This is a genomic window from aff. Roholtiella sp. LEGE 12411 (assembly GCF_015206995.1).
Lineage (GTDB): Bacteria > Cyanobacteriota > Cyanobacteriia > Cyanobacteriales > Nostocaceae > Komarekiella.
In genome coordinates this window covers 1-24,064 of sequence record NZ_JADEXR010000003.1, presented here as the reverse complement: position 1 = coordinate 24,064, position 24,064 = coordinate 1, and the positions used below count along the sequence as shown (strand labels likewise).

Here is a 24,064-nt window from a genome sequence, read left to right as displayed (position 1 = left end):
TAGGATGAAAACTACTAATTTTTTGTATAGAGCATCAAACCACTTGGCATGGCGCTCAGAGAATCTGATGGCAAACTTGCAAAATGTTGTGATATCTCAAGAGCTAGCTAAGCTAGGATGTAGCCGTGCAAACAGTATATCTACACACATGACTACTCGTGAATTGAATACTCTTTATGCTTTGACACAAGAATTTGGAGAATCAGTCAAAGTTTTAGAGATTGGCTCATATTTAGGTGCTTCTAGTTGCTATATTGCAGCTGCTTTAGCTCCCCAAGGTGGACATTTATTTTGTGTTGATACTTGGGAAAATCAAACTATGCCAGAAGGTAAAAGAGATACTTTCTCTGAATTCCAAGAAAATCTTGGCGGATTGGTAAACTATATTACGCCCATTCGCAAGAATAGCAAGGATTTGACCATATCAGATGTTGACCAACCATTCAATCTCGTTTTTTTAGACGGCGATCACAGTTATTTAGGCGTCAAAAATGATTATGAAAAAACTGCTCCCTGGATTGTAGGAGGAGGAATACTTGCTTTTCATGATTGCGTTGCTTTTGAAGGAGTTGCAAGAACAATTGGTGAAGCGCTTGCTAGTGGTTTATGGAAATTTGGGGGACAAGTAAATAATCTACTTTGGCTCTGTAAGGTAAAAAAAGGTTACTTAGAATTTGAACACCCAGCATTTGAAAGACACTGATTACGACATGGAAATACTGCTAAGTGTCATTATCTGTACTCACAATCCTCGTTTTAGCTACCTTGATAGGGTCTTACAAGCACTTCAATATCAAACATTATCGACAGATTTGTGGGAGATTTTATTAGTTGATAACGCCAGTAATAAAGTTCTATCTTCAGAACTTACTCTGAATTGGCATCCTCACGCTCGTCATATTCGTGAAGAACAACTAGGTTTAACACCTGCTAGACTACGGGGAATTCGAGAAGCGCAAGCAGAAGTATTGGTGTTTGTAGATGATGATAATATTTTAGATGCTAACTATCTAGAAGTTACGTGGCACATTAGTAAGAATTTTCCTTTTTTAGGTGCTTGGGGTGGGCAAATTAGACCTGAATTTGAGGAGCTACCCCCAGCATGGACAAAGCCTTATTTAGGAAATCTAGCAATTCGGGAATTTGAACGAGATAGTTGGTCAAATTTGCCGAATCAGCATGATACTACTCCTTCTGGAGCAGGACTTTGTGTTCGTAAGGTTGTTGCCCAAAAGTATTCTGAATTAGTTTCTAAAGACCACAGGCGAACAGGTTTGGATCGCAAAGGTAAACTCCTGACATCCTGTGGCGACTCAGACTTGGCATTTACAGCCTGTGATATAAGCTTGGGTACAGGGCTGTTTACATCTTTGAAGATGACCCACTTGATACCTTCAATACGTTTAGAAGAGAGTTATCTCTTACGTCTAGTAGAAGGATTGGCTTACTCACAAAATATCTTGGGCTATTTACGCGGTACACTCTTACCTCAAGCATTTTGGAGATCATCCAAAATATATTTGCTATTTTTACGTCTGCGATATGGTTCTAGAACGTGTCGCTTTTATAAGGCTGGACAAAGAGGTAGAATGCTAGCTATTAAAGAGATTGCTAATTGGGAAAATGATGTTAGTCTTTAAGAAGAATTGCTCATTCCAGTACTTTTTCAGTAGTAATTTAACTCATAATTTTTCTATACCAATTCTCAATTATAAATATAGTCGCTAATGAAAACTCAAATTCATGGAGGCTTACGTCTGCTTGGCAAACAGCAATCATTTGACGAAAATTTACCAAGCATTTCTATCATTACAGTGACCTTCAATCGACTTGAAGGTTTACGTGAAACATTTCATAGTATTACCTCTCAGATATATAAGAACATAGAATACATTGTTATCGATGGGGCTTCACAGGATGGCACAGCTGATTTCCTGCACAAAAATGAGAACATGATATCTTGTTGGGTCAGTGAAAAAGATTCTGGAATTTATGATGCGATGAATAAGGGAGCCTTAGCAGCTACCGGAGATTGGATAATTTTTATGAATTCTGGCGATAAATTCTTTGCAGAAGATACCCTAACTCAGGTTGCACAATACCTTGATAGCTCAGTCGATGTTGTCTATGGTGGGTTTGAATCAATTTTTGTTGACAAATATCAAACACGAATTTTTCAGAGGAAACCTCGCAATATTTCAGAGATTTGGTGTGAAATCCCTACTTGTCATCAAAGTATTTTTGTAAAGAAGAAATTACAAGTACAGTATTTGTTTGATACATCACTTACTTGGTGTGCAGATCATGATCTCTTAGTCAGACTCTATGCAGATGGTTATAAATTTCAAGAAATTCCTATACTTGTTTCAAAATTTGACGCTTCTGGCGGCGATGGTAGAGACATTCTCTCTTACACAAGACAACGATGGCGTATTAGTAAACGTCTTGCTAGTCCTTTGAAAAGGTATAGATATTTTTTGAGAGAATACTATAATTTTTTCATCTGGAAATTTTTTATCTTAAAAATACGTCAAATGCTGCCTCAAGGATGGGTAATAGCTTTACGAAAACACCGCGGCACTGGTTAGGTTAAGATTTTATTGAGGAGCTATACACACAAACTACTCTGATAGTTCAGAATAGCAGATTGTTTAATCCATATTCCTGAAGATATAAAAGCTATGTCAGTTGAAGAACCTATAGCAACAAAAAATAGAATAAATTCAGTTTCTATATTAATGCCAACTCACAATCGTGATTGGTTGCTCAAAAAAAGTCTAGATAGTTTGACTCGGATTGATGTACCTTCCCATATTACATTAGAACTGATTGTTACTGCTAATGCTTGTACAGATAGTACTTTGAGTTTATTAGCTGATTATCAAAACAAATTTCCTTACATCTTAAAATATTTTCATGAAATAGAACCTGGAGCTAATCTTGCTAGAAATCGTTGTCTCCAGGAAGCTGAAGGTGAAATTATCGCGATGGTAGATGACGATATTCAATTTGATAAAGGATGGCTACTTGGAATAGTTGAGGCTTTTGAAAATTTTTCTGTAGATATTGTTGGTGGGCGCGTTTTGCTTTTGTGGGAAGCTATAGAACCTCCACATTGGTTAAATCACCAGCTAGAAATACTGCTTTCTGCATACGACTTAGGTAATGAGCTTGTTTCAATTGATTTACCTGGGCCTCTAACTGCTAATTTAGCATTCCGTCGCTATGTTTACGAGAAACTTGGACTTATGCATACAAGCGTTCAAAATAAAAAGATTAAAATTCATCGGGGAGATGAAATAGAATACCTGATCCAAGCTAAGAAAGCCGATTTTAAAGCAATTTATGTACCTAAAGCACTAGGATATCATTGGATGCATCCCAATAGAATCAACTCTGACTTTTTTAAATTTGCTGGCTTGGGATTTGGAAAGTCTAGAGCGTACGTTAAAGAAAAATTAACTATATTTAATACTTCTAGATCACTAATAGGATTTTCCTATCTCTCTTTGAGGTATGCATTTGCAATGATGTTGGCTAAACAGGGAAAAAATGAATCAGCGTATTTGTACAATTTATATTTATGTATGGTAGGTGTAGGTGGTCTTCAAGGTACTTTTGATAGATTATTCAATTCAACAACGTCATAAACTTGAGCGAGGTTCAGTGAATGCGAGAAGAAAAAAATCTAGGAGCATATTTTCTAGCAAATGATTTAATTTATGACTGGGTTATTACTTTTTTAGAAAGCTTTCGTGAATTTAATCCTTATCTCAAGTTATATTTAATTCCTTTTGATAATAATTATAGTAATTTGAAGTCTTTGGATAAAAAATTTAATTTCGATATTTTTGAAGAAGATTTTATTTTTAAAAGGCTAGAGATAATTGGTAAGCAACTAGAAACTGGTTATACAACTACTAGTCCTTACTGGTTTAGGCGTTTTGCAAGCTTTTGGGGGCCGCTAGATAGATTTATTTATCTTGATAGCAGAATTGTAGTTTTGAATAATCTTGAGCCTTTAATTAAAGCTCTTGATAGTTATAATTGTGATTTCTTGCATTTTGAAGGTGGCCTAGATCAAGTGTACAACCTTGGTTATTTAAGAGAAAACTTAGTAATTGAAAAGAAAGCACAAGGTTTCAATTCAGGAAAATGGATATCTAGGAAAAATTTATTTAGTGTTGAATATTTAGAACAAATGAGTTGTTTTTTAGTAGAAAATCGTTCTCAATTTAATGCTCGTAATACTGATCAATTTTTTCTGAATTATCTCATACATTCTAGTAATGTAAAATCTGCTTCTATACATGATTTAATACCTCACTTAAGTCGTTTGACCTGGCCTCCTATGCCAGGAAGTATCTATCGTGAGAATGGAATTTATAAAACTTGGTCTTATGGAATGTCTGAGCACAAAAAGGAAATCATTTTACTTCATTGGGCAGGAATTAAGGAAAGTCCTATAATGCCTCGTCGTCATATATTCTTAAAATATCGTTTAAAATCTGAGCCATTATATCTAAAATTAAAAATTCGGATACTAGATTTACTGCTAAAACCCATTTTATGGTTTTACATACGTCTTAAAAGTAATAGAATAGTAAATATGTGGTATCACAAATATAGCTAGATAACATTTGAAAATATAAAATAGTTTTTAAGAATTTTTTAAATAACTTTTACTATAAACTCAAGTCATCAGTTATTATTAAACCTGTCATATAGCTGAATTTATATTCTATTTTTTGTGAACGTAGTTGCTTATATTCATCCCATTCGTACCTACCTCCCTTGCACAGGAATAGGGCGACACATGAACCAAATTCTGCTCGGACTTGCAGAACGAAATGAGGTAGACTTAGATTTGCTGTTCTCAAAGCAATGGTTGGGGAGCGATGGTAAGCTTGACCGAAGCTGTCCACTACGTGAACTACCAATACGTACTTTTCCCTCCCCAGAAAATCTTACCGAGCGTACATGGAAAGTTCTTGGTTATCCACGTGTCGATAATTATTTACCAGATAAGACAGACTGGTTATATGCACCGATGGAAACTTACATCCCCGTGTCCAAGTGTCCGGTTGCTGTGACTATTCATGATATTCAAGCGTTTGAACTCGATTTACCCTGGTCGCGTACTTGGCAACACAGATTTTTTCGCTATAAATGGGAACATTGGGTGCGGCGTGCTTTGTCTGAATGTCGGGTAGTGTTTACTGTTTCAGAATTTTCTAAGCAGCGGATGGTGGACTTATTAGATGCTGAGCCACAGAAGATTGTAGTGGTTGGTAATGGTGTCGAAAAATGCTTTTTTGATATTGCTTTAACCAATTCATCTGATCTGGAACGCCCTTTAGAAGCACCATATATTTTTGTTATTGGCGGCTTGCGTCGAAAAAAAGGAGGAGATAATGTTTTAGCTGTTGCTAAAGCTCTTGATCAGCGTAAAAGTAACTTGCATATTGTCGTGGCTGGCAATTCAGAAGCTAACTATGTTAAAGCAGCTCAGTCTATTTCAAACTTGTTGCTGCTAGGAATGGTTTCAGACGAAGACCTACCACGTTTGCTGCGTGGAGCATCTTCTTTCCTATTCCTCTCTCCCTATGAAGGATTTGGCATCCCTGCACTTGAAGCAATGGCTGCTAATGTCCCAGCTATTGTATCTAATAAAGCTTCTCTTCCAGAGGTAGTTGGAGATGCTGGGATTGTGATTAATCCAGAGGCAACAGATGCCATTGTAGATGTTTTAATAGAACTTGAGAATAATCTACAGTTTCGCGAGAAATATATTCAACTAGGACAAAAACATGCAGCGCAATATACCTGGTCGCGCTGTATAGATGATTTAATATCTGCATTCAAAAAGTTTGCATAATGCTAGCAATTAATAATAAAACCAGCATCCCCTTCACACAGAAGGCATCTGTCCAGTTTGGTTGTGGACTCTGTGCTCCCAGTCAATGGCTGAATTTCGATTCCAGTATTGCATTGCGCTTGCAAAAGCTTCCCATTGTTGGCAAGTTTGTTCCTGGTGGGCCGTTTGGAAAATTTCCGCCAAATGTGAGATACGGGGATATTGTGCAAGGATTGCCTATCCCTGACAGTAGTGTTGATCTTTTGTATTGTTCACATGTACTAGAACACCTTTCTTTAGAACAACTGCGTCAGTCTCTCAAAAACTGTTATCGGTATCTCAAACCTGGTGGGATATTTCGCTTAGTTTTACCAGATTTGGAATACATGGCTCAACAGTATGTAAAATCTACCTCTCCAGAAGCTGCGTTAGAATTCATGCGTGTAACCTGGTTGGGAAAAGAACATAGACAACGTAGCTTGTTTACTTTTTTTAAGGAATGGGTTACTGTCACTCAACACCTCTGGATGTGGGACTATAAATCACTGTCACTGGAACTCAAAAATGTTGGGTTTCAAGAAATTCGTCGAGCATACATAGGAGATTCTGATATTCTTGCCTTCAGTGAGTTGGAGGATCCAGAAAGGTGGGAAAATGAACTTGGTATTCAATGCCAAAAGTAGCTATGAGTCTAAAGATTGTCTTCTGCTGGGCTGACATCTCTGGTTACATGGCTGCCTGCTGGCGAGCCTTGCATCAGATGCCAAATATTGATGTTTGTGTCCTTGCGTTTCAGGCTCGTACTGAAACTGCATTTTCTGATCAACTAATGTATGGTATTCCCTGTAAGCTTTTAGATTTGCAGGAAAGACAGGATGCTGATCTGATCAAGCGTTTGGTGTTAGACGAATCTCCAGATGTTATAGTTTTCCCAGGTTGGTTACACAAACCTTATCGTCAGTTGGTTTTTGCCTCCGAATTTCGTAAAACAGCCTTCATTATGACTATGGATACCCCTTGGTGGGGTACTTGGAAACAGCGCTTAGCTCCGTTGGTATTGCGTTCGTATTTGCAGCGTATGGATAGGGTTGTTGTTGCTGGGGAACGCAGCTGGCAGTATGCCATACGCTTGGGGATCAAACCACCAAAAATTATGCGTGGGGTTTATGGTATTGATTACGATGCTTGGCTACCACTGTGGGAAAAACGGCTCCAATCACAATGGCCGCGTTCCTTTTTATTTGTCGGGCGCTATGTTCAGGTTAAGGCAGTTGATGTGCTAGTGGAGGCTTATCAGCTTTATCACTCCCAGATATCCAATCCCTGGACATTGATATGCTGTGGACAAGGAGTGTTAGAATCACAACTCCAGGGACAGCCGGGAATTGAGAATCGAGGTTTTTTACAGCCAACGGAAATGCCAGCAGTATGGCAATCAGCGGGAGCTTTTATTTTACCTAGTCGGTTTGACCCTTGGCCACTGGCGTTAGTTGAGGCGGCGGCGGCTGGTCTACCAATTATTTGTACTGATGTGTGTGGATCGGCAGTTGAGGTGATTCGCCCCTGGTACAATGGCTTGATCGTACCTAAAGAAGATCCGCAAGCTTTAACAAAAGCAATGCTAACCCTACACCACCACTATAGTGATTTATCGACTTGGGGAAAGCGATCGCAACAACTAGCAGCTCCTTACGCCGCTAATATCTGGGCACGCCGTTGGTGGGAACTTATACACGAGGCACGCCATACCAAAACAGTCAGGCAAAATTCAAGCAATCTGCTTGCTGAAAAACTGACATGAAACATTAACGTATGGCTTCCAGCTTTGTCAATCAACTTGTTAATTTAATCATTGGCCCCTATGCCTTAATAGGTATTGCCATTGGGTTGCTAATTTTATATCAAGCTAAGCGCTCTCGTCGTTTAGCTTGGCTATTATTCTCAGCCTGCTGTTATGCTTCTTCGTTAGCAAAGTATCAGGATTTTTGGATTAAAGAACCGCCACCTTTAGTTTTTCCTTTGCAACAGTTGCGCGACACAGGCCGCCCCATAACAATCGTCCTACTTGCTTTGCTTCTTCTGTTAGGAATGCAGACACGAAATGGATGGCGTCGGATACTTATTCCACAGCCGATTTATTACCTGATGGCGGTTCAGGCTGCAATTTTTCTCAAGACTTTGTTGTATGGCAACATGGAGTTTGCCTTTCTAGCGGCCCTGACCTTTGGGTCAGTAGTGCTAATGGTCAGATTAGGGCCGGCGCGTTGGCTACAGGATGAATATAATTTCCAACTGGGCGTCTGGTCGCTCGCTATGGTCGGTGTTATTTTTGCTTTTGCTAACGCTTATCAAAGTTTAGTTGATATACATGCAGTTACATTTGCTCAGGGAAGATTTATTGGAACTACTGCTAACTCACAACATGCTGCTGCTCTTTTAGCAGGTACAGTTCCTTGCTTTATGTTTCTGATTGAAAACCGCAAGAAATGGGATTTGATAAAAGTTTTCTGGATAGGTAGTTTAGTTTTAATTGGATACTTTTTATTTTTAACGGGTTCACGCACTGGTGCAATTATGGGGATCACCTCTATTTTGTTTTTCTATCGCCAAAGAGCAGGATCTTTAGTACGCTTAGTATTGCTGATTGGTATTTTATTAGCCATCTTACTCCCCTTGTTAAATCAAGATTTTGCAAATATTAATTTACCAGTAGCTAACAGATTCATTTTAACTGAAAACACGCGTCAGCAAGTCTGGTCAGGCCAATGGAATGGTTTTATTAACAACCCTCTTTTCGGCAGTCCCCTTGAGGCAGATCGTTTAGGATTTGGGGAGAATGTGTGGTTAGCTGCTGCTGCGAGTACGGGATTGCTGGGGTTTATACCTTTAGTAATAATGGGGCTAGGGTCTTTGAAGATGATGCTTGCACTTCATCAATTAAGTCTTAAAAAACCTATTTATTTCATGCAATCTAGTACGATTGTTTCAGGTTTGGCATGTCTTTTATCAGGAAGCTTTACAGAAGCGCTTTTTCTGGGAAATCTTACTTTTCCTGTTATGTCACTAATGATATATTTGTCACTGGGAAAATATTTACTTGATGTCAATGATATGCAAAATAAATATATGTTATGGCTAACAACACAGAAATAAACTCTATTTAAAAATCTTGAATAACAGTTATTTTGATAATATCGCAATTCATCTTACGTTGATATAAGTTGGATTATTACAATTAATTTAGTTTGTTTAGAGGTAATAAAAATTGCGATATTATTCTGTTCTCGATATATTAGATAGTTGTAAAGATATGATTAGTCTCATTTAAAGATTCTATTAATTAATAAAAAACTAGCTGATTAATACTGAAATTATTATTTTATGAGAGTTCTCCACGTTATTCCCTCTGTACCTGAAGTAAGGGGTGGTACCAGTCAGGCTGTTTTAGATATGGTCAAAGCGTTGCGAGCCGACAATATTGATGCTGAAATTGCTACCACCAACGACAACGGTAATGACTTACTTGATGTACCTTTGCAAAAGTGTATTGAGTATAAGCAAGTTCCTGTCTGGTTTTTTCACCGCTTTTCACCTAAAGCAAGATCTGTTAGAGAATACGCTTTTTCTGGGCAATTTACACAATGGCTCTGGCACAACATTTCTACATATAAGTTGGTACATGTTCACGCTCTCTTCTCTTATCCATCTACCATGACAATGGCGATCGCTCGCTACAGAAATCTTCCCTATATCGTTAGCCCGCATGGTTTACTGTGCGAGTGGTCTTTGCAGCAAAGTACCCGCAAAAAGCAAAGTTACCTGAAGTTGATCGAGCAAGCCAATCTCAACCACAGTCAGGCTATCCACTTTACTTCCCAACAGGAACAGCAAGAAGTTTCCCAACTGGGACTGAGTGCGCCTAGTTTTGTGTTACCTCTTGGACTCACACCACCAAAGCTAATTCCCGATGCTCGTTCTCGTCTGCGACAACGCTTCAACATCCCAGCAGACGAACCCGTGATTTTATTCTTGTCTCGGTTGCATTATAAAAAAGGATTAGATTATCTCATCCCAGCACTGAGTAAACTCACTCACCACCGTTTCACTTTCATTCTTGCAGGTAGTGGTACTCCAGATTATGAAGCTCAAATTCAATCTTTACTCATCTCTACTGGACTTTGCGATCGCACACATGTTGTGGGATTTGTTGAAGGTGAAACCAAAGATATATTGATACAAGGCTCTGACCTGTTTGCACTCACCTCTCACTCGGAAAATTTTGCTGTAGCAGTCCTAGAAGCTTTAACGGTTGGTCTTCCCGTTTTAGTGACTCCTGGTGTGGCGCTAGCTAGTGTTGTTTCACAACACCAACTGGGCTATGTTCCAGATTTGGATGTGTTTGCGATCGCCAATGCTCTTGATGCTTACCTAAGCGATCCTCAAGCAGCTAAAGATATGGGTAATCGTGCTCGTCAACTTATTTTGGAAAAATATACCTGGAAAAAAATTGTCTCACAAATGCAACATGTTTATACCAACATTCTGCAACACAAACCTTTTCCTACTCTTTTGTGACAACCCTCATGCAAATCCCTACTAATCAGTACGAGTTTTCTTACACAGATACTGCTGCTGGACACCACCACGCCTACTTATTATCTCCACTTTTAGAGTTGATATCTCAGCAGACTATTACATCGACGGAGAAACTAAAAATACTAGATTTAGGTTGTGGTAATGGTAGTCTCAGCCAAAAAATTGCCCAACAAGGATATGAAGTAGTTGGAGTTGAGGATTCAGCATCGGGAGCTTTGTTTGCTCGTCAAAATGTTTTGGAATGTCACTTTATTCAAGCAAGTATATACGACTTGTCTGCTTACACGGAGTTAGAAAGTGCATTTGACGTAGTTGTTGCTGCTGAAGTGATTGAACACTTACTCTATCCTAGAGAACTGCTGCGATCGGCTAAGAAATGTCTCAAACCAGGAGGAAGTTTGATTCTTACAACTCCCTATAATGGCTATTGGAAAAATCTAGTAAGGGCACTTTTAGGAAAAACAGATCAGCACTATACTGCCCTTTGGGATGGAGGTCATGTCAAGTTTTTCTCTGTAGCAACTCTCTCTCAATTGTTGCAGGAAGAAGGATTTGGTCAAATTAACTTCAAGTTTGCAGGCAGATTTCCTTATTTATGGAAGTCCATGCTTTGCTCTAGTTTTGTAACGAGAAATTGAGTTAGTTGTTATTGGATTGTTATGCATGTTAGAGAATATTACTCCTTTAATACTAACTTTTAACGAAGCACCAAATATTGAGCGTACCCTTGAAAATCTCACCTGGGCAAAGCAGATTATTGTTATTGATAGCTACAGTACTGATGAAACCCTGGAAATCTTAACATCTTATGCTCAAGTTAAACTCTTCCAACGAAAATTTGACACTCATGCAACACAATGGAACTACGGTTTAGAACAAGTTACTTCTGAGTGGGTACTATCTTTAGATGCTGACTACATAATCACAAATGAGGTAATTACTGCAATTAAAGAATTACCCGAAAATTCCCAAATAGACGGCTACTTTGCCAGATTCAAATATTGTGTATTTGGTAAACCTTTGGGGGGTACTATACTTCCTCCCCGACAAGTTTTATTTAGGAAAGACCAATCCATTTACATTGACGATGGGCATACCCAGCTTCTACAAGTTCAAGGTAAATCAGCCACGCTAACAGGCTATATCCACCACGACGATCGCAAACCTCTAAGCCGTTGGTTGTGGGCACAAGAACGGTATACAGTGCTTGAGGTAAAGAAATTACTGGAAACTCCTGTGAGTGAACTGAGTTGGAGCGATCGCATTCGCAAACAAAAAATTCTAGCTCCGTTCATTATCTTAATCTACTGCCTAATTCTTAAGGGCGGTATTCTTGATGGCTGGCATGGTTTGTACTATGCATTTCAACGTGTCTTGGCAGAAGTTATCCTGGCAATTCGTCTGATTGAAACAGAGAAACTAGAAAATAGATAATAACGCGAAACTACTTTCTACTGAATATTGCTTTATCTCAAGCGTGATCAAGAGGAACTCACATTAACAATGCCATCTCTAGGAAATTTAGCTCAATTTTTGAGCAGCATTAATCTAAATAAAACCTCTAAAACCATCTACCAGACCTTTTTGCAAAAAGGCTATTACATTCATGTTAATCTTAAACCTACTTCATCTAAAATTCCCCTTACTATATGATATTTGTTATGAAAATTATAAAGGGTTAACAAAAAACCCGCGATGGTTATTAATGCGTAAAATCGCTAGATTTAATTTAGTGCGTTCTGTAATTAAATATTTAGCTAGCCTCAAAAATAAACCCTATAAATTTTATGTCAGTGAAAGCCAGACTTTGTTTCCAGATGTTAACTCAGACTTAGTGGTTGATCACTTAAAAAAAGATGGATTTTATTTTGGGATTAACCTACCTAGAGAGATAGTAGAAGAAATAGTTTCATTTGCTTACTCAAATCCTTGTTATATCCATCGCAAACCTAAACTAGGCTTCTATTATCATCAGAAAAACCTGGCAGAAAGCTATTACGGTAATAAGTTGACATTAGCTGGTTATTTCAACACATCTGTGCTTTGTCCTGCTATTAATCAACTACAAAATGATCCGATATTATTGGCAATAGCGGCTAAATATTTAGAGCAAGAGCCTGTACATATCGCAAATTTGCTATGGTGGAGTTTTACTAGCGACGGGACAACAAGCCAAGAAAAAAAACGAACATTTCAAATGTTTCACTACGATGTAGATGATTATCGTTTTTTGAAATTCTTCTTTTACTTAACAGATGTTGATCTATATAGCGGGCCTCATATTTGTATTCGTGGTAGTCACAAAAAAAAGAAATTATCACATTTGCTACTACCTAAATCTAAAACTGATGACGAAATTCTCAGTTATTATGGTAGCGAATCATTAGTAACTCTTTGCGGACAAGCAGGCTTTGGTTTTGCAGAAGATACATTTTGTTTTCATAAAGGTAAAACTCCCATTATTCGAGATCGCCTGATGTTACAAATAGAATTTGGCACAACTGATTATGGTATGCAACATGATCTTCGAGAACCTTCTCTTTTACAATTGATGAGTAGTAATAAATAGGATTACAGGAGCCATAAGTCAGGAATACCCACCAATTAAGTCTTTAGAGAGCAATTCTGGCTATTGACTTCTGATTACTTCTCATCAATTGAGGAATGAGTTTATTTGTGAAACAGTTTCATCGCCAACTTCAAAGATATTGGATTTTTTCTATAACAGGTTTTATCCTCATCCTACTGCTGATTATTCCTTTACGTTTAGCCATCGCTTATTACCAAGCTCCTCAACCTCAAGCTATCCTTACTCTTGGTGCTTGGATAGATCGAGAAGAATTCACAGCTGAATTCGCCAGATGGTATCCATCTCTAGAAATATGGGTTTCTTCTGGTTCATTTCCCTACATGGTACGTCCGATTTTTCAAGCAGCTGGTATCCGAAGCGATCGCTTACATCTTGACTACCGTGCTGTTGATACAGTTACCAACTTCACTACTCTCGTCCCAGACTTCAAACAACGACAGTTTCAACACCTTTACCTGATTACCTCCGATTATCACATGCCACGAGCAAAGGCGATCGCCACTCTAGTACTTGGTAGCCAAGGCATAGCTTTTACCCCCCTATCTGTACCATCAAATCAACCTAAAAAAGAATCTATACGCCCAATTATTCGCGATATTGGTCGCTCCATCCTGTGGATTTTCACAGGTCGTACGGGAGCCAAACTCCAACCTTTTCTTAATCATTACTTTTCTCAGTACCATTTTGGCTTAAGATAGGTAATTTAAAAAATTAGTAAACTTAATTAAATGAAACAATTATGAAGATTGAAACTTTTGGTCATGCTGGACTATTACTTACAGATAATAATGAGCAACCTTTATTAGTTACAGACCCCTGGATTACTGGTTCAGCTTATTGGAGAAGTTGGTGGTTACAAAACTACCCACACGAAAATCAAATTGAGAAATTATTACAAGTAAAATATGTTTATATAACCCACGAACACCCCGATCATTTTCACCTACCAAGTATACGCAAACTAGGTAAAAAACCAACGTATCTTTTTCCAGATCTACCAGATATTAGCATGTCGAGTTTTTTAGGTTCAGATAACAGCTATAACCTAAAAAATATGACTGCTAATCAATGGCATTCAATATCGGACAATGTATCAATTTTAAGTTTTCCTTTATGGAATGATGATAGCATTCTCTTAATTGATACTCCAAATGCTTTTATTATTAATTTGAATGATGCTAAGCCTAATTCCAAAATTATTGCCCAAATTCACAAAGTTAAAAAATATTTATCAAATAAAAAAACTATTGTTTTGAGTAGTTATTCTCCTGCCAGCATTGTTAATGCTTTCATGAGACAAGGAGAACGAGTACACATGAAGAATAAAGTTGATTATGTTAACTACCTTAATCAAATCAACAAAGCTTTAGGTGCTGACATCTTTATGCCATTTGCTAGTCAAGCTGTATTTTTAAGGAGTGATTCTCTATGGGCAAATGAATATAAAGTGACATTTAACGATTTACAAATGTATTGGGACAATGATGCAATACTCTTACCCTCATATTCCACTGTTGATTTAGACTCTTTTCATACTAGCTATATTCCTCAATGTGAGTACAATGCCAAAGGAGATAAGAAATATCTACTTATTCACCAAAGAGAAGAGTTAGAAAAAGAGGCGGTTATTAATGCTGAAGATATTAGTAATTTAAGTAAAAAATTTAACTCAACACGCTTGTTTTTAGCCATTTTATTTCCTAAAGGAATTGGTATATCTACAAATAATTGCCATCTAGTCTATAATCCTATCTCAGGCAGAGTTTCTCAATGCGACTTAGAGCAGTTGCAAGAAAATAACTTCTGGTTGAAAATTCCAACACAAACTCTCAAAGACTCGCTCTTTAATGACCATTTTGGTGATTTGGCAATCACAATGTTTATTGAAATTAATCTCAATCGTCAAGTAAAACCAATCATGATTTATTTATTCTTCATATTTTTAACCATTAATGACTATCAACACAATAAGTCAGTGTCCCATTTAATTAGATGGTTTCTCTCCACAGTTCGTAAAACTTTTGTGACTTCACCAAAAATACCTATGCCAACAACAAAAGAGTGGTCATGGTCGAATTGAAATCCAACAATATTTCTAGTAAGGTATCCATAATTAGGAATACAATATAAATTGCTGGCGAATAAAAATCTACACCTAAAATCTTTTATTTAAAACCTCAGCAAATGTACCTTGACCAATACAATAAAGGCTCTTTTACTCTGGGTGCTCCCTACTGGAAAGTCTTTCTCTGGTATGCAATAGGGTCGCCATTAATACAGAACCACTTACTTGATGGGCTAAAAACTGGACGCAATCTAAAAGTTTTAGTTTTGCGTTGGTTTGGAGCTAGTGTTGGGCAAGGAGTTCTCATTAAACCGGGAGTAAAAATTAAGCTTCCGTGGCGTCTTCACATAGGCAATCATGTTTGGATTGGTCAAGATGCGTGGCTTGATAATGCAGCCGAAATTTATATTGAAGATAATGTATGCATTTCTCAAGGTGCTTACTTATGTACAGGAAATCATGATTGGAGTGATCCAACATTTCGACTGAAATTAGGTGCGATTCGGATTGAATGTAGTAGTTGGATAGGAGCAAAAGCAGTTGTAGGGCCAGGGATAACTATTGGCAGAGGTGCTGTACTTAGCCTGGGAAGTGTGACTGGCAAATCACTTCAACCAATGACAATATATGCGGGAAATCCGGCAATAGCAATTAAGCAACGCAGCTTGACTCACATACCCTCTATCGAACAGTTAGAAAATGTTTCTTCTGAAAAGAATATGTTTTAGAGGCTGTTTGAAAAATTAGAGAAAGGTTATATCCAAAACGGAACATCACATTTAGTATCAAGTCGTGACCGCGTGTCGTAATTTGGAATCATTAGCAATTGTTCCTTTCGTTGCGGATAATAATTTTAGAGCTAATTATTCGAGAGGTTGATTGTGGTCTTTGCTCAAACCAGTTCCTCAGATGTAATAACAACTCGCCTCACATTGGACGAGTATCGGGCTATGGAAGAAATAAACCCCGAACGCCATGAATACCGCAACGGAGAGATTATTACTATGTCGGGAGGTTCGGAATCTCATAGTGCGATCGCTAGCAACTTCTTAATTTACCTGGGGTTTTTACTGAGAGACACCGATTTTCGTTTGTATAACAGCGACTTGGCAAGTTCACTCTCACCTTGAGCGGGCGATTTTTCTGCATAGTTTAAACATAGAAATTCCACTCACTGAAATCTATCGTCGAAGAATTATCTTATGATTGTTGATATACATACATTTCCAGTAAATTATCTTTAACAAAACCAGTAATTAAAAAATTAACTATGGATAAACAACCGATACAAGTAATTGGAGGTGGATTAGCTGGAACAGAAGCAGCGTGGCAAATAGCTCAAGCTGGAGTGTCGGTAATTCTGTATGAAATGCGCCCAAAACGCTTCAGTCCTGCTCATCATACAGAGCATTTGGCAGAATTAGTGTGTAGTAATTCCTTTGGTGCAATGGCAAGCGATCGCGCTGCTGGATTATTACACGAAGAATTGCGCCAACTTGGTTCTATAGTTATTTCTAAGGCTGATGAACATGCCGTTCCCGCTGGTGGTGCTCTAGCTGTAGATAGGGGACAATTTGGGCAAGACTTGACCCAAACTTTGTCTAGTCATCCTTTAATTGAATTCCGTAGGGGTGAAGTGCAGGCCATTCCTGAAGGAATTGTAGTGTTGGCAACTGGGCCATTAACTAGTCCTGACTTGGCGGAAGATTTGCGCCGCTTGACGGGGATGGAGTATCTCAGCTTTTTCGATGCTGCTAGCCCAATTGTCGTAGGAGAATCGATTAACCGCGATATTGCCTTTATGGCATCGCGCTATGACAAAGGTGAAGCCGCTTATCTCAACTGTCCAATGAATAAAGAGCAGTACTTGCGGTTTCGAGAAGAATTATGTAAAGCGGAACAAACAGAACTCAAAGATTTTGAACGGGAAACAGCAAAATTTTTTGAAGCATGTTTACCCATTGAAGAACTAGCACAGCGCGGAGAAGACACGATGCGCTACGGCCCTCTCAAACCAGTGGGACTGTCTGATAGTCGAACTGGGGAGCGTACTTACGCCGTAGTGCAGCTGCGACAAGAAGACAAAGCAGGTCAACTTTGGAATATGGTAGGATTCCAAACTAATCTGCGTTGGGGTGAGCAAAAGCGAATATTCCAGCTAATTCCAGGTTTGGAAAGTGCTGAGTTTGTTCGACTGGGCGTGATGCACCGTAACACTTTTATCAATGCTCCTCAGCTAATGCATCCTACCTTGCAATTTAAGCAGCGCCCAACTCTGTTAGCTGCTGGGCAGTTAATTGGGACTGAAGGTTACACCGCAGCAGCTGCGGGTGGCTGCTTAGCTGGTAGGAATGCTGCAAGGTTAGCTTTAGGTAAAGAACCTTTGATTTTACCGCCAACAACGATGATGGGGGCGCTGTTTGAGTTTATCAGTTCTGCTTCGCCCAAGCATTTCCAACCGATGCCGCCCAACTTTGGAGTTTTTCCAGAACTGGGTGCGAAAATCAAAAGTAAGCAGGAGCGTTACGGACGCTATCGCGATCGCTCTTTGGCTGATTTAGCAAACTGGAAAGCCAGTCAGTAATCAGCCAATAGGATGAACACCGCTACACAATTGTTCATCTTTGGGGTCTTTAGTTTAGCAGCTTCCTGAGTATAGGCGATCGCAGCAATCGTCTTCAAAGCTAGAGCCAGCTTGTCGCTATCGAGTTCCCCATTGGCACTTATAACTGTACGTTCATAGAACTGATTAATATACTTGCTCAATGCTGGCATAGCCGGAATCCTTGTGTTACAAATTGGCAGACTAATTTGACACATAGCACGTTGGAGTGAGTGGGATTTTGGGAATAATCCTCATAGTGTTTGGAAGCATCGTTTTGGTCAGGCTCACACTATGAGAGCGCCATTTTTAGAAAAAAAGAATATTTTTTGCTGTCTATATATTGCATTTTGCTGCATTTTATGTATTTATTTGGCTTTACCCTTGCCAGTACATGCGACATCTACAGGGTCAATTGACACCTTACGGCGACAGCAGCAGCAAATGAACCAGCAGCGTCAGAGTGTAGTTAAGGAACGCGATCGCTTAACCAATCTGCAAAATGATGCCCAAAATCACCTCACTGGTTTAAAGCAAAATGTGCAAACTACAAACAGCTACATTCAAGACAGCGAGTTGCAATTACGACTCGCTAACCAACACCTCCAGCAGTTAGAAACTGATTTAGTTGCGGCAAACAGTTCATATCAGGAACGTCAGATAGCTACAGTCGCACGATTGCGATATCTTCAGCGATCGCCAGCATCTATAGGATGGGCCGTTCTGCTCCAAAGTCAAACTGTCAGTGACTTTATCAGCCGCCGTCATCAATTGAAATTAGTGTATCAGGCAGACCAGCAAATTTTGGCAAAACTCAACGAGCAAGCAAATCTGCTCAACAAACAAAAAGCCGATGTAGAACAGCAAAAAAACGAAATTGCATTGATTCGTGAGCAATTACTAGCACAAAAAGCCGATTATCAAATGCAAGCGCAGTCACAGTCAGAACTAATTCAACGCCTAAATGGCGATCGCCTCGCCTTGGAAGCAGCACAAAACCAGCTAGACAAAGATTCCAAAAATTTGGAAGTATTGATCCAACAAAAGGTAGCAGCAGCACAAGCAAAGACCAATAGTCGTACAAGTGTGATCATTCGAGGAACTGGTGTATTGGCATATCCGAGCAATGCACCCACTAGCAGTCCTTTCGGTTGGCGGATGCACCCAGTTCTGGGATATCGCCGCTTTCATTCAGGTCTGGATTTCGCCGCTGGTTATGGTAGTACAATTCAGGCAGCTGATTCAGGAATAGTGATTTTTGCTGGGTGGTATGGTGGCTATGGCAGAGCTGTAATTATCAACCACGGCAAAGGTATTACTACACTGTATGGACATACCAGCGAGTTGTATGTTTCCGAAGGGAAAACAGTGGAAAGAGGACAAGCGATCGCTGCTGTTGGCTCCACAGGTTTATCGACTGGGCCCCACCTCCACTTTGAAGTCCGTCAGAATGGCACACCCGTAAATCCCGCCGATTATCTATAGCGAACAAAAGCGTGCTATAGTTTAACGGGATAAGGGCGCGTAGCTCAGTGGATAGAGCAACAGATTCCGGTTCTGTTGGTCGGGGGTTCAAATCCCTCCGCGCTCGTTTTTCAAGAGATAGACAAGCAAGGTATAAACTCTACCAAGCTGATTAATATTCAAGTTGCGTGTTTAAACAAAATTCAGGGGTCATGAGGCTTATTTGTTTTGACTCATAGCTCCCCTTAATTAAGAAAAATGCAAATTTAATGCATATCATCTTACTTCATCAGAAACTTTATATATAAGTTTTTTCAACAAAACCAGATTAATTATCAGTAACTAATCATCCGATCCAATTGCGAAGAGATCTTGAATAGTCTACGCTGGAAAACCTATTGTCGTGAATATTATATGGCCCTTCATACGTATGGTCTATGTTATTTATGCCATCGTCATTAATAGTAGTTATAAGAACAGGAGGATAACCTCCCAATATATTTCCTGCTTGCACCGGAGCCAGATTATGTGTAAATGTTTTTACATCAATAACATCTAAATCAAAAACTATTATATTAGCCATTATCTCACCCTATAAATTTTAAGTAGTTTTGACTCTTCAATTGTACATTTATAGTTAAAATTTAAGCATGCAAAATGCAAAAGTTTTGGCTAAAAGCATAATATTTTAGACATTATTAAATAATATTTTTCTGTAAAATTAATTATTTTATAATAAGTAGCTAAATACAAACAAAGCCTGCTCATGCAGGCTTTTCAACTATGAAACTTTTAGAACTAGGGTAACAAGAAGATCAAATTGAGAGTTAATCGTGAGAAATCTATTGTAAGAATCTTGTTGTTATAAAAGCCGAATGGCCCATTAGATGTAGATGATGTATTACCTACACCATCTTGAATGCTAGTTAATTCAAGATCAGGATCGCCACCCCATAAATGCAGAAGATAATTATCTAATGTGGCATCAATTTGTATTGAAAACAAGTCATGCAAAAATGTCTTCGCATCAAGATGATGTAAATCAGAAATAACTATTTTAGCCATGGTCTTATTTTTGAGGTCAGGTTATGAACAGTTTGGTAACTTTAGTGGAGCAAAATTACCGACAAATTAACTGATAGAATAATCTGTTTTTTCTCTAAATGAGAGTGATATCTGATGACAATTCGCTCACAAAGTTCTGATTACAGAAAGCCGAAAATCAAACTTAATCTTTGTATCAACGTAATGTTTTTTAGGTGAGTTTATCTAGCTATATCTAGGTTGTTGTTATTTGGATTTTTAACATGAATTAATTTATTACATTAATGCGAATTTAGCCTCACAAACTAGCCTAGTTTCACCAAAATTTAAGCGTTAAAACTATCATCCAGTCAACTTTATCGCCTTTCTTTAACTCTCTCTATGTGTTTTAGCAATACAACCTGTTAAGTATCAGTAATTAACTATAGATAGATCCAATTGCGAATAGATCTTGAATAGTCTATACTAGAAAATCTGTTATCGTGGATGTTGTAAGCACCTTCGTATGTAGTTGATATGTTATTCACGCCACCATCATTAATGGTGTATATGTGAATATAACCTCCTAACAGATTATCTGTTTTTCTTGGAGGTAGATCACATATATCTGTATCATTAGGATGAAAGTCGGGAATTACTATTTTAGCCATTACCTTACTCTCTAAATCATTAATCAATTTGACTCTTAAATTCTACTTTATTAGTAAGCTTATTTTCTGACGATATGTAAGATTTTTATATAGAAGAAGGGCTTTTTTCAGACATAATTAAATGATTTCTGTCTGGAAATTGGAAGTTTTTCTATTAATTATTTGCTGAAGAATAAATTAATACAAGACTACGTTTAAATGTGAAACTTACAGTAGCTAAGTTTTTTACTTTGTCTCAGGATATTAGGACTGTAAAAATAGATTTATTAGGCATACTAAACCTTGGATATGACAAACGAAATTTTTGGTGTTGGGGTACTTGTAGGGGTCAAAAATAGAACTTATACAGCTATTGCCAAGACACACTGCAAACTTGCCTTCTTAGATGAGCAAGGGTTTCTCTTTGCTGTTCAAGAAACACCCGTGTTTTCCCTAAAGGTAATGAAAAGCTACTCAGAACGCTTGAGTCGCGTGGAGCACATGCTTTAGAGCACTTCAGCCAGCATAATCAAGACTAATCAGAACAATAAAGCTCAGCATAACGCTGGTCTTCATTATTTTCTAGCTATACTTTTCAATGCAGGATGCAAAGTGCTTAGGCGTAGCCCGTTACAGAAATCGCCCACCTCATTCATTCCCATAACCTGACTGTACAATTAAATATGAAAACTCAAGACTTTCGGCCGCTGTGAAATTTTTTATTGGTTGTGCTGTTTGGGCATATAAAGGTTGGATAGGTGAACTCTATCCCCAAGGAACTCGTACTAATGAGTTTCTTCATCTCTACAGCCGTCGCTTCACCACTGTAGAAGGTAACACTACTTTTTATGCAGTGCCTAACCAAGAAACTGTCACTCGTTGGGCTGCTGAAACACCACCAGGCTTTGAATTTTGCTTGAAATTGCCGCGAGATATAACCCATCAAGGGTTGCTGCAACCGTATATCCCTGCTGCTTTAAAATTTTTAGAACAGATGCGCCCTTTAGGAAATCGTCTTGGCCCGATATTTGCCCAGTTACCACCTAGTTATGCACCTGGATTGCTCGACGATTTAACCACCTTTCTAAAAGCTTGGTCGCGTACAGATACACCTTTAGCGCTAGAAGTTCGGCATCTTGACTGGTTTACAGAACCCCATGCTAGTAATTTAACGGCGGTGTTAGAAAAGCTAGGCGTAGGGCGAGTGCTGTTAGACTCGCGCCCTATCTATACTGGAGATGATGAACCCCAGCTACAATCAGAAAGGCGAAAACCCAAATTACCGTTGCAATTCAGCTTGACAGCGCCTTTCAGCCTAATTCGGTTTATTTCTCATCCGAATTTGTCAGTCAATCAACCTTTTATGGAAGATTGGGTGACGCAGATTCGGCAGTGGTTACAAGCGGGAGTGCGAATTTATTTCTTTGTTCATTGTCCTACAGAAGAGCGATCGCCCAGCACAGCGCATTACTTCCAACAGCTATTGGAACAGAGCGATGTGGCAGTTCCGCCTTTACCTTGGAATCACCTTGAGCATCCCCCCAATCAGCTCAGCTTATGGTGATAATACTTACCAGCTAAGCAATCAAAATCACCGCAATTCACTACAGTTAATAAAAAAAGCTCTTGCTTTGACACAAGAGCTTCTAAACTATTTAATTGCTAATCATGAAACAAAGTTTACAACCTAGTCGAGGTCGTTCATAAACATCACTGGCTCAGTTTCACGGTTGATACCTCTCTCGAAGCCACCAGCTGCTGCTCTAGCCCGACCAGCGTGCCACAAGTGACCAACTAGGAAGAAGAATCCCAGTACGAAGTGTGAACACGATAACCAAGCGCGAGGAGACACGTAGTTGAAAGAGTTAATTTCGGTAGCCACGCCACCTACAGAGTTCAAGGAACCCAGAGGAGCATGGGTCATGTATTCAGCAGCACGACGAGCTTGCCAGGGTTGAATATCATTCTTGATTTTTTCCAGGTCAAGACCGTTAGGTCCACGCAGAGGCTCCAACCAAGGGCCACGGAAATCCCAGAAGCGCATGGTTTCACCACCGAAAATGATTTCACCAGTGGGGGAGCGCATCAGGTATTTACCTAAGCCTGTGGGGCCTTGTGCAGAACCAACGTTAGCACCTAAACGTTGGTCACGAATCAAGAAAGTCAGAGCTTGAGCTTGAGAAGCTTCAGGGCCTGTAGGGCCAAAGAATTCGCTGGGGTAAACAGTGTTGTTGTACCAAACCATGATGGAGGCAATAAAGCCCATCAAGGAAAGAGCGCCTAAACTGTAGGAGAGATAAGCCTCACCAGACCAGATAAACGCACGACGTGCCCAAGCAAAAGGCTTGGTAAAGATGTGCCAGATACCGCCAGCAATACAGACAAAGGCAACCCAGATATGACCGCCGATGACATCTTCCAGGTTATCGACGCTGACAATCCAGCCTTCGCCACCAAAGGGAGACTTGATTAGATAACCAAAGATGACTGCTGGGTTCAGTGTGGGATTGGTAATGATACGAACATCACCACCGCCTGGTGCCCAGGTGTCATAGATCCCACCAAAGAACATTGCTTTCAGCACCAACAGTAGCGCACCGCATCCTAGGATGATCAGGTGGAATCCGATGATGTTGGTCATCTTGTTCTTGTCTTTCCAGTCATAACCAAAGAAGGAAGAATATTCTTCTAAGGTTTCTGGGCCACGGACAGCATGATAGATGCCACCAAAACCCAGCACAGCTGAAGAAATCAGGTGAAGTACACCGACAACAAAATAAGGAAATGTGTCGAAGACTTCACCACCAGGGCCAACACCCCAGCCTAAGGTGGCAAGGTGAGGTAGCAAAATCAAGCCCTGCTCATACATGGGCTTTTCAGGGATGAAGTGAGCAACTTCAAACAAAGTCATTGCTCCAGCCCAGAATACAATCAAGCCAGCGTGAGCAACGTGAGCACCTAGCAATTTGCCAGATAGGTTGATCAAACGCGCGTTACCAGACCACCAGGCAAAACCGGTTGATTCTTGGTCGCGTCCAGCACCGTCTAAGACATTTGGTCTATTAGAGAGCGTTACCACGTGGTAATACCTCCTCAGGGAATACAAATTGTTCGTGAGGTTGATCTTGAGGAGCCATCCAAGCGCGGATGCCCTCATTCAGCAAAATGTTTTTGGTATAGAAGGTTTCAAACTCTGGGTCTTCTGCCGCCCGCAATT

Annotated in this window: 23 protein-coding genes, 1 tRNA gene and 2 pseudogenes; 22 read left to right on the top strand and 4 right to left on the bottom strand. The window is 39.3% G+C overall.

The genetic code is table 11. The features are described 5' to 3' along the window. The first annotated feature begins 4 nt into the window (after nucleotides 1-4). The 18 genes from IQ246_RS01380 (at nucleotide 5) to trmFO (ending at nucleotide 17,692) form a co-directional block, all read left to right on the top strand. A complete protein-coding gene (locus IQ246_RS01380) occupies nucleotides 5-703 on the top strand; it encodes a class I SAM-dependent methyltransferase (RefSeq protein WP_193999405.1) in 699 nt (232 codons plus the stop codon). Next, complete coding sequence (locus IQ246_RS01375) at nucleotides 675-1,640, top strand: glycosyltransferase (RefSeq protein ID WP_244141899.1); 966 nt, start codon at nucleotides 675-677, stop codon at nucleotides 1,638-1,640. The genes IQ246_RS01380 and IQ246_RS01375 overlap by 29 nt, the downstream gene beginning before the upstream one ends. 87 nt (nucleotides 1,641-1,727) lie before the next feature. Beyond that, on the top strand, nucleotides 1,728-2,588 hold the full coding sequence (locus tag IQ246_RS01370; RefSeq protein ID WP_193999403.1) for a glycosyltransferase family 2 protein: 861 nt from the start codon (nucleotides 1,728-1,730) through the stop codon (nucleotides 2,586-2,588). A gap of 93 nt (nucleotides 2,589-2,681) precedes the next feature. Beyond that, entirely contained in the window at nucleotides 2,682-3,650 is a 969-nt protein-coding gene (locus IQ246_RS01365) for a glycosyltransferase family 2 protein (protein WP_193999401.1), read from the top strand. A gap of 20 nt (nucleotides 3,651-3,670) precedes the next feature. Beyond that, nucleotides 3,671-4,633 (top strand): hypothetical protein, encoded by a 963-nt coding sequence (locus tag IQ246_RS01360; RefSeq protein WP_193999399.1) that lies wholly within the window; start codon nucleotides 3,671-3,673, stop codon nucleotides 4,631-4,633. Nucleotides 4,634-4,750: 117 nt separating this feature from the next. Next, complete coding sequence (locus IQ246_RS31155; RefSeq protein ID WP_193999397.1) at nucleotides 4,751-5,878, top strand: glycosyltransferase family 1 protein; 1,128 nt, start codon at nucleotides 4,751-4,753, stop codon at nucleotides 5,876-5,878. Then, nucleotides 5,878-6,540, top strand: coding sequence for a methyltransferase domain-containing protein (locus tag IQ246_RS01350; protein ID WP_193999396.1), 663 nt, complete (start codon nucleotides 5,878-5,880; stop codon nucleotides 6,538-6,540). Before IQ246_RS31155 ends, IQ246_RS01350 begins: the two co-directional genes overlap by 1 nt. Further along, nucleotides 6,528-7,658: a glycosyltransferase family 4 protein gene (locus IQ246_RS01345; RefSeq protein ID WP_244141898.1), complete on the top strand. Its 1,131-nt coding sequence runs from the start codon at nucleotides 6,528-6,530 to the stop codon at nucleotides 7,656-7,658. The genes IQ246_RS01350 and IQ246_RS01345 overlap by 13 nt, the downstream gene beginning before the upstream one ends. 218 nt (nucleotides 7,659-7,876) lie before the next feature. Then, nucleotides 7,877-9,010, top strand: a complete 1,134-nt coding sequence (locus IQ246_RS01340; RefSeq protein WP_193999394.1) for an O-antigen ligase family protein — start codon at nucleotides 7,877-7,879, stop codon at nucleotides 9,008-9,010. 228 nt (nucleotides 9,011-9,238) lie between these two features. Beyond that, the gene (locus IQ246_RS01335; protein WP_193999392.1) at nucleotides 9,239-10,432 is read left to right on the top strand and encodes a glycosyltransferase; all 1,194 of its coding nucleotides are present in this window, start codon (nucleotides 9,239-9,241) and stop codon (nucleotides 10,430-10,432) included. Nucleotides 10,433-10,440: 8 nt separating this feature from the next. Next, nucleotides 10,441-11,091 (top strand): bifunctional 2-polyprenyl-6-hydroxyphenol methylase/3-demethylubiquinol 3-O-methyltransferase UbiG, encoded by a 651-nt coding sequence (locus IQ246_RS01330; RefSeq protein ID WP_193999390.1) that lies wholly within the window; start codon nucleotides 10,441-10,443, stop codon nucleotides 11,089-11,091. A gap of 25 nt (nucleotides 11,092-11,116) precedes the next feature. Further along, complete coding sequence (locus IQ246_RS01325) at nucleotides 11,117-11,887, top strand: glycosyltransferase family 2 protein (protein WP_193999388.1); 771 nt, start codon at nucleotides 11,117-11,119, stop codon at nucleotides 11,885-11,887. Nucleotides 11,888-12,059: 172 nt separating this feature from the next. After that, complete coding sequence (locus IQ246_RS01320; RefSeq protein WP_193999386.1) at nucleotides 12,060-13,022, top strand: hypothetical protein; 963 nt, start codon at nucleotides 12,060-12,062, stop codon at nucleotides 13,020-13,022. A 107-nt stretch (nucleotides 13,023-13,129) separates the two neighbouring features. Next, nucleotides 13,130-13,741, top strand: a complete 612-nt coding sequence (locus IQ246_RS01315) for a YdcF family protein (RefSeq protein WP_193999384.1) — start codon at nucleotides 13,130-13,132, stop codon at nucleotides 13,739-13,741. Between the two features lie 41 nt (nucleotides 13,742-13,782). Further along, nucleotides 13,783-15,123: an MBL fold metallo-hydrolase gene (locus IQ246_RS01310; RefSeq protein ID WP_193999382.1), complete on the top strand. Its 1,341-nt coding sequence runs from the start codon at nucleotides 13,783-13,785 to the stop codon at nucleotides 15,121-15,123. A gap of 104 nt (nucleotides 15,124-15,227) precedes the next feature. After that, nucleotides 15,228-15,836: a WcaF family extracellular polysaccharide biosynthesis acetyltransferase gene (locus IQ246_RS01305; RefSeq protein ID WP_193999381.1), complete on the top strand. Its 609-nt coding sequence runs from the start codon at nucleotides 15,228-15,230 to the stop codon at nucleotides 15,834-15,836. 153 nt (nucleotides 15,837-15,989) lie between these two features. Next, nucleotides 15,990-16,238 carry a Uma2 family endonuclease gene (locus IQ246_RS30095; protein ID WP_339379246.1) on the top strand — a complete coding sequence of 83 codons (249 nt, stop codon included), beginning with the start codon at nucleotides 15,990-15,992 and terminating at the stop codon, nucleotides 16,236-16,238. 140 nt (nucleotides 16,239-16,378) lie between these two features. After that, nucleotides 16,379-17,692: an FADH(2)-oxidizing methylenetetrahydrofolate--tRNA-(uracil(54)-C(5))-methyltransferase TrmFO gene (gene trmFO, locus IQ246_RS01295; RefSeq protein ID WP_193999380.1), complete on the top strand. Its 1,314-nt coding sequence runs from the start codon at nucleotides 16,379-16,381 to the stop codon at nucleotides 17,690-17,692. On the opposite strand, the gene IQ246_RS30090 is transcribed toward trmFO, so the two are convergent. Further along, nucleotides 17,686-17,883, bottom strand: coding sequence for a hypothetical protein (locus IQ246_RS30090; protein ID WP_244141897.1), 198 nt, complete (start codon nucleotides 17,881-17,883; stop codon nucleotides 17,686-17,688). The genes trmFO and IQ246_RS30090 overlap by 7 nt on opposite strands. Nucleotides 17,884-18,004: 121 nt before the next feature. Between IQ246_RS30090 and IQ246_RS01285 the strand changes: the two genes are divergently transcribed. Next, entirely contained in the window at nucleotides 18,005-19,195 is a 1,191-nt protein-coding gene (locus IQ246_RS01285; RefSeq protein WP_193999379.1) for a murein hydrolase activator EnvC, read from the top strand. A 33-nt stretch (nucleotides 19,196-19,228) separates the two neighbouring features. After that, nucleotides 19,229-19,301: transfer RNA gene (locus tag IQ246_RS01280), tRNA-Arg, on the top strand. Between the two features lie 671 nt (nucleotides 19,302-19,972). Here IQ246_RS01280 and IQ246_RS01275 read toward each other — a convergent pair. Then, nucleotides 19,973-20,239, bottom strand: a complete 267-nt coding sequence (locus IQ246_RS01275; RefSeq protein WP_193999378.1) for a hypothetical protein — start codon at nucleotides 20,237-20,239, stop codon at nucleotides 19,973-19,975. Between the two features lie 920 nt (nucleotides 20,240-21,159). Between IQ246_RS01275 and IQ246_RS01270 the strand changes: the two are divergent. Both IQ246_RS01270 and IQ246_RS01265 read left to right on the top strand, forming a co-directional pair. Continuing rightward, a pseudogene (locus IQ246_RS01270) lies at nucleotides 21,160-21,357 on the top strand (cyclic nucleotide-binding protein); the annotation flags it as partial. A gap of 199 nt (nucleotides 21,358-21,556) precedes the next feature. Further along, nucleotides 21,557-22,411 carry a DUF72 domain-containing protein gene (locus IQ246_RS01265; RefSeq protein WP_193999377.1) on the top strand — a complete coding sequence of 285 codons (855 nt, stop codon included), beginning with the start codon at nucleotides 21,557-21,559 and terminating at the stop codon, nucleotides 22,409-22,411. A 123-nt stretch (nucleotides 22,412-22,534) separates the two neighbouring features. Here IQ246_RS01265 and psbC read toward each other — a convergent pair whose 3' ends face one another. Then, nucleotides 22,535-23,926, bottom strand: a complete 1,392-nt coding sequence (gene psbC, locus IQ246_RS01260; protein WP_193999376.1) for a photosystem II reaction center protein CP43 — start codon at nucleotides 23,924-23,926, stop codon at nucleotides 22,535-22,537. Next, nucleotides 23,910-24,064: pseudogene (locus IQ246_RS01255) on the bottom strand (photosystem II D2 protein (photosystem q(a) protein)); the annotation flags it as partial. The gene psbC and the pseudogene IQ246_RS01255, both read right to left, overlap by 17 nt.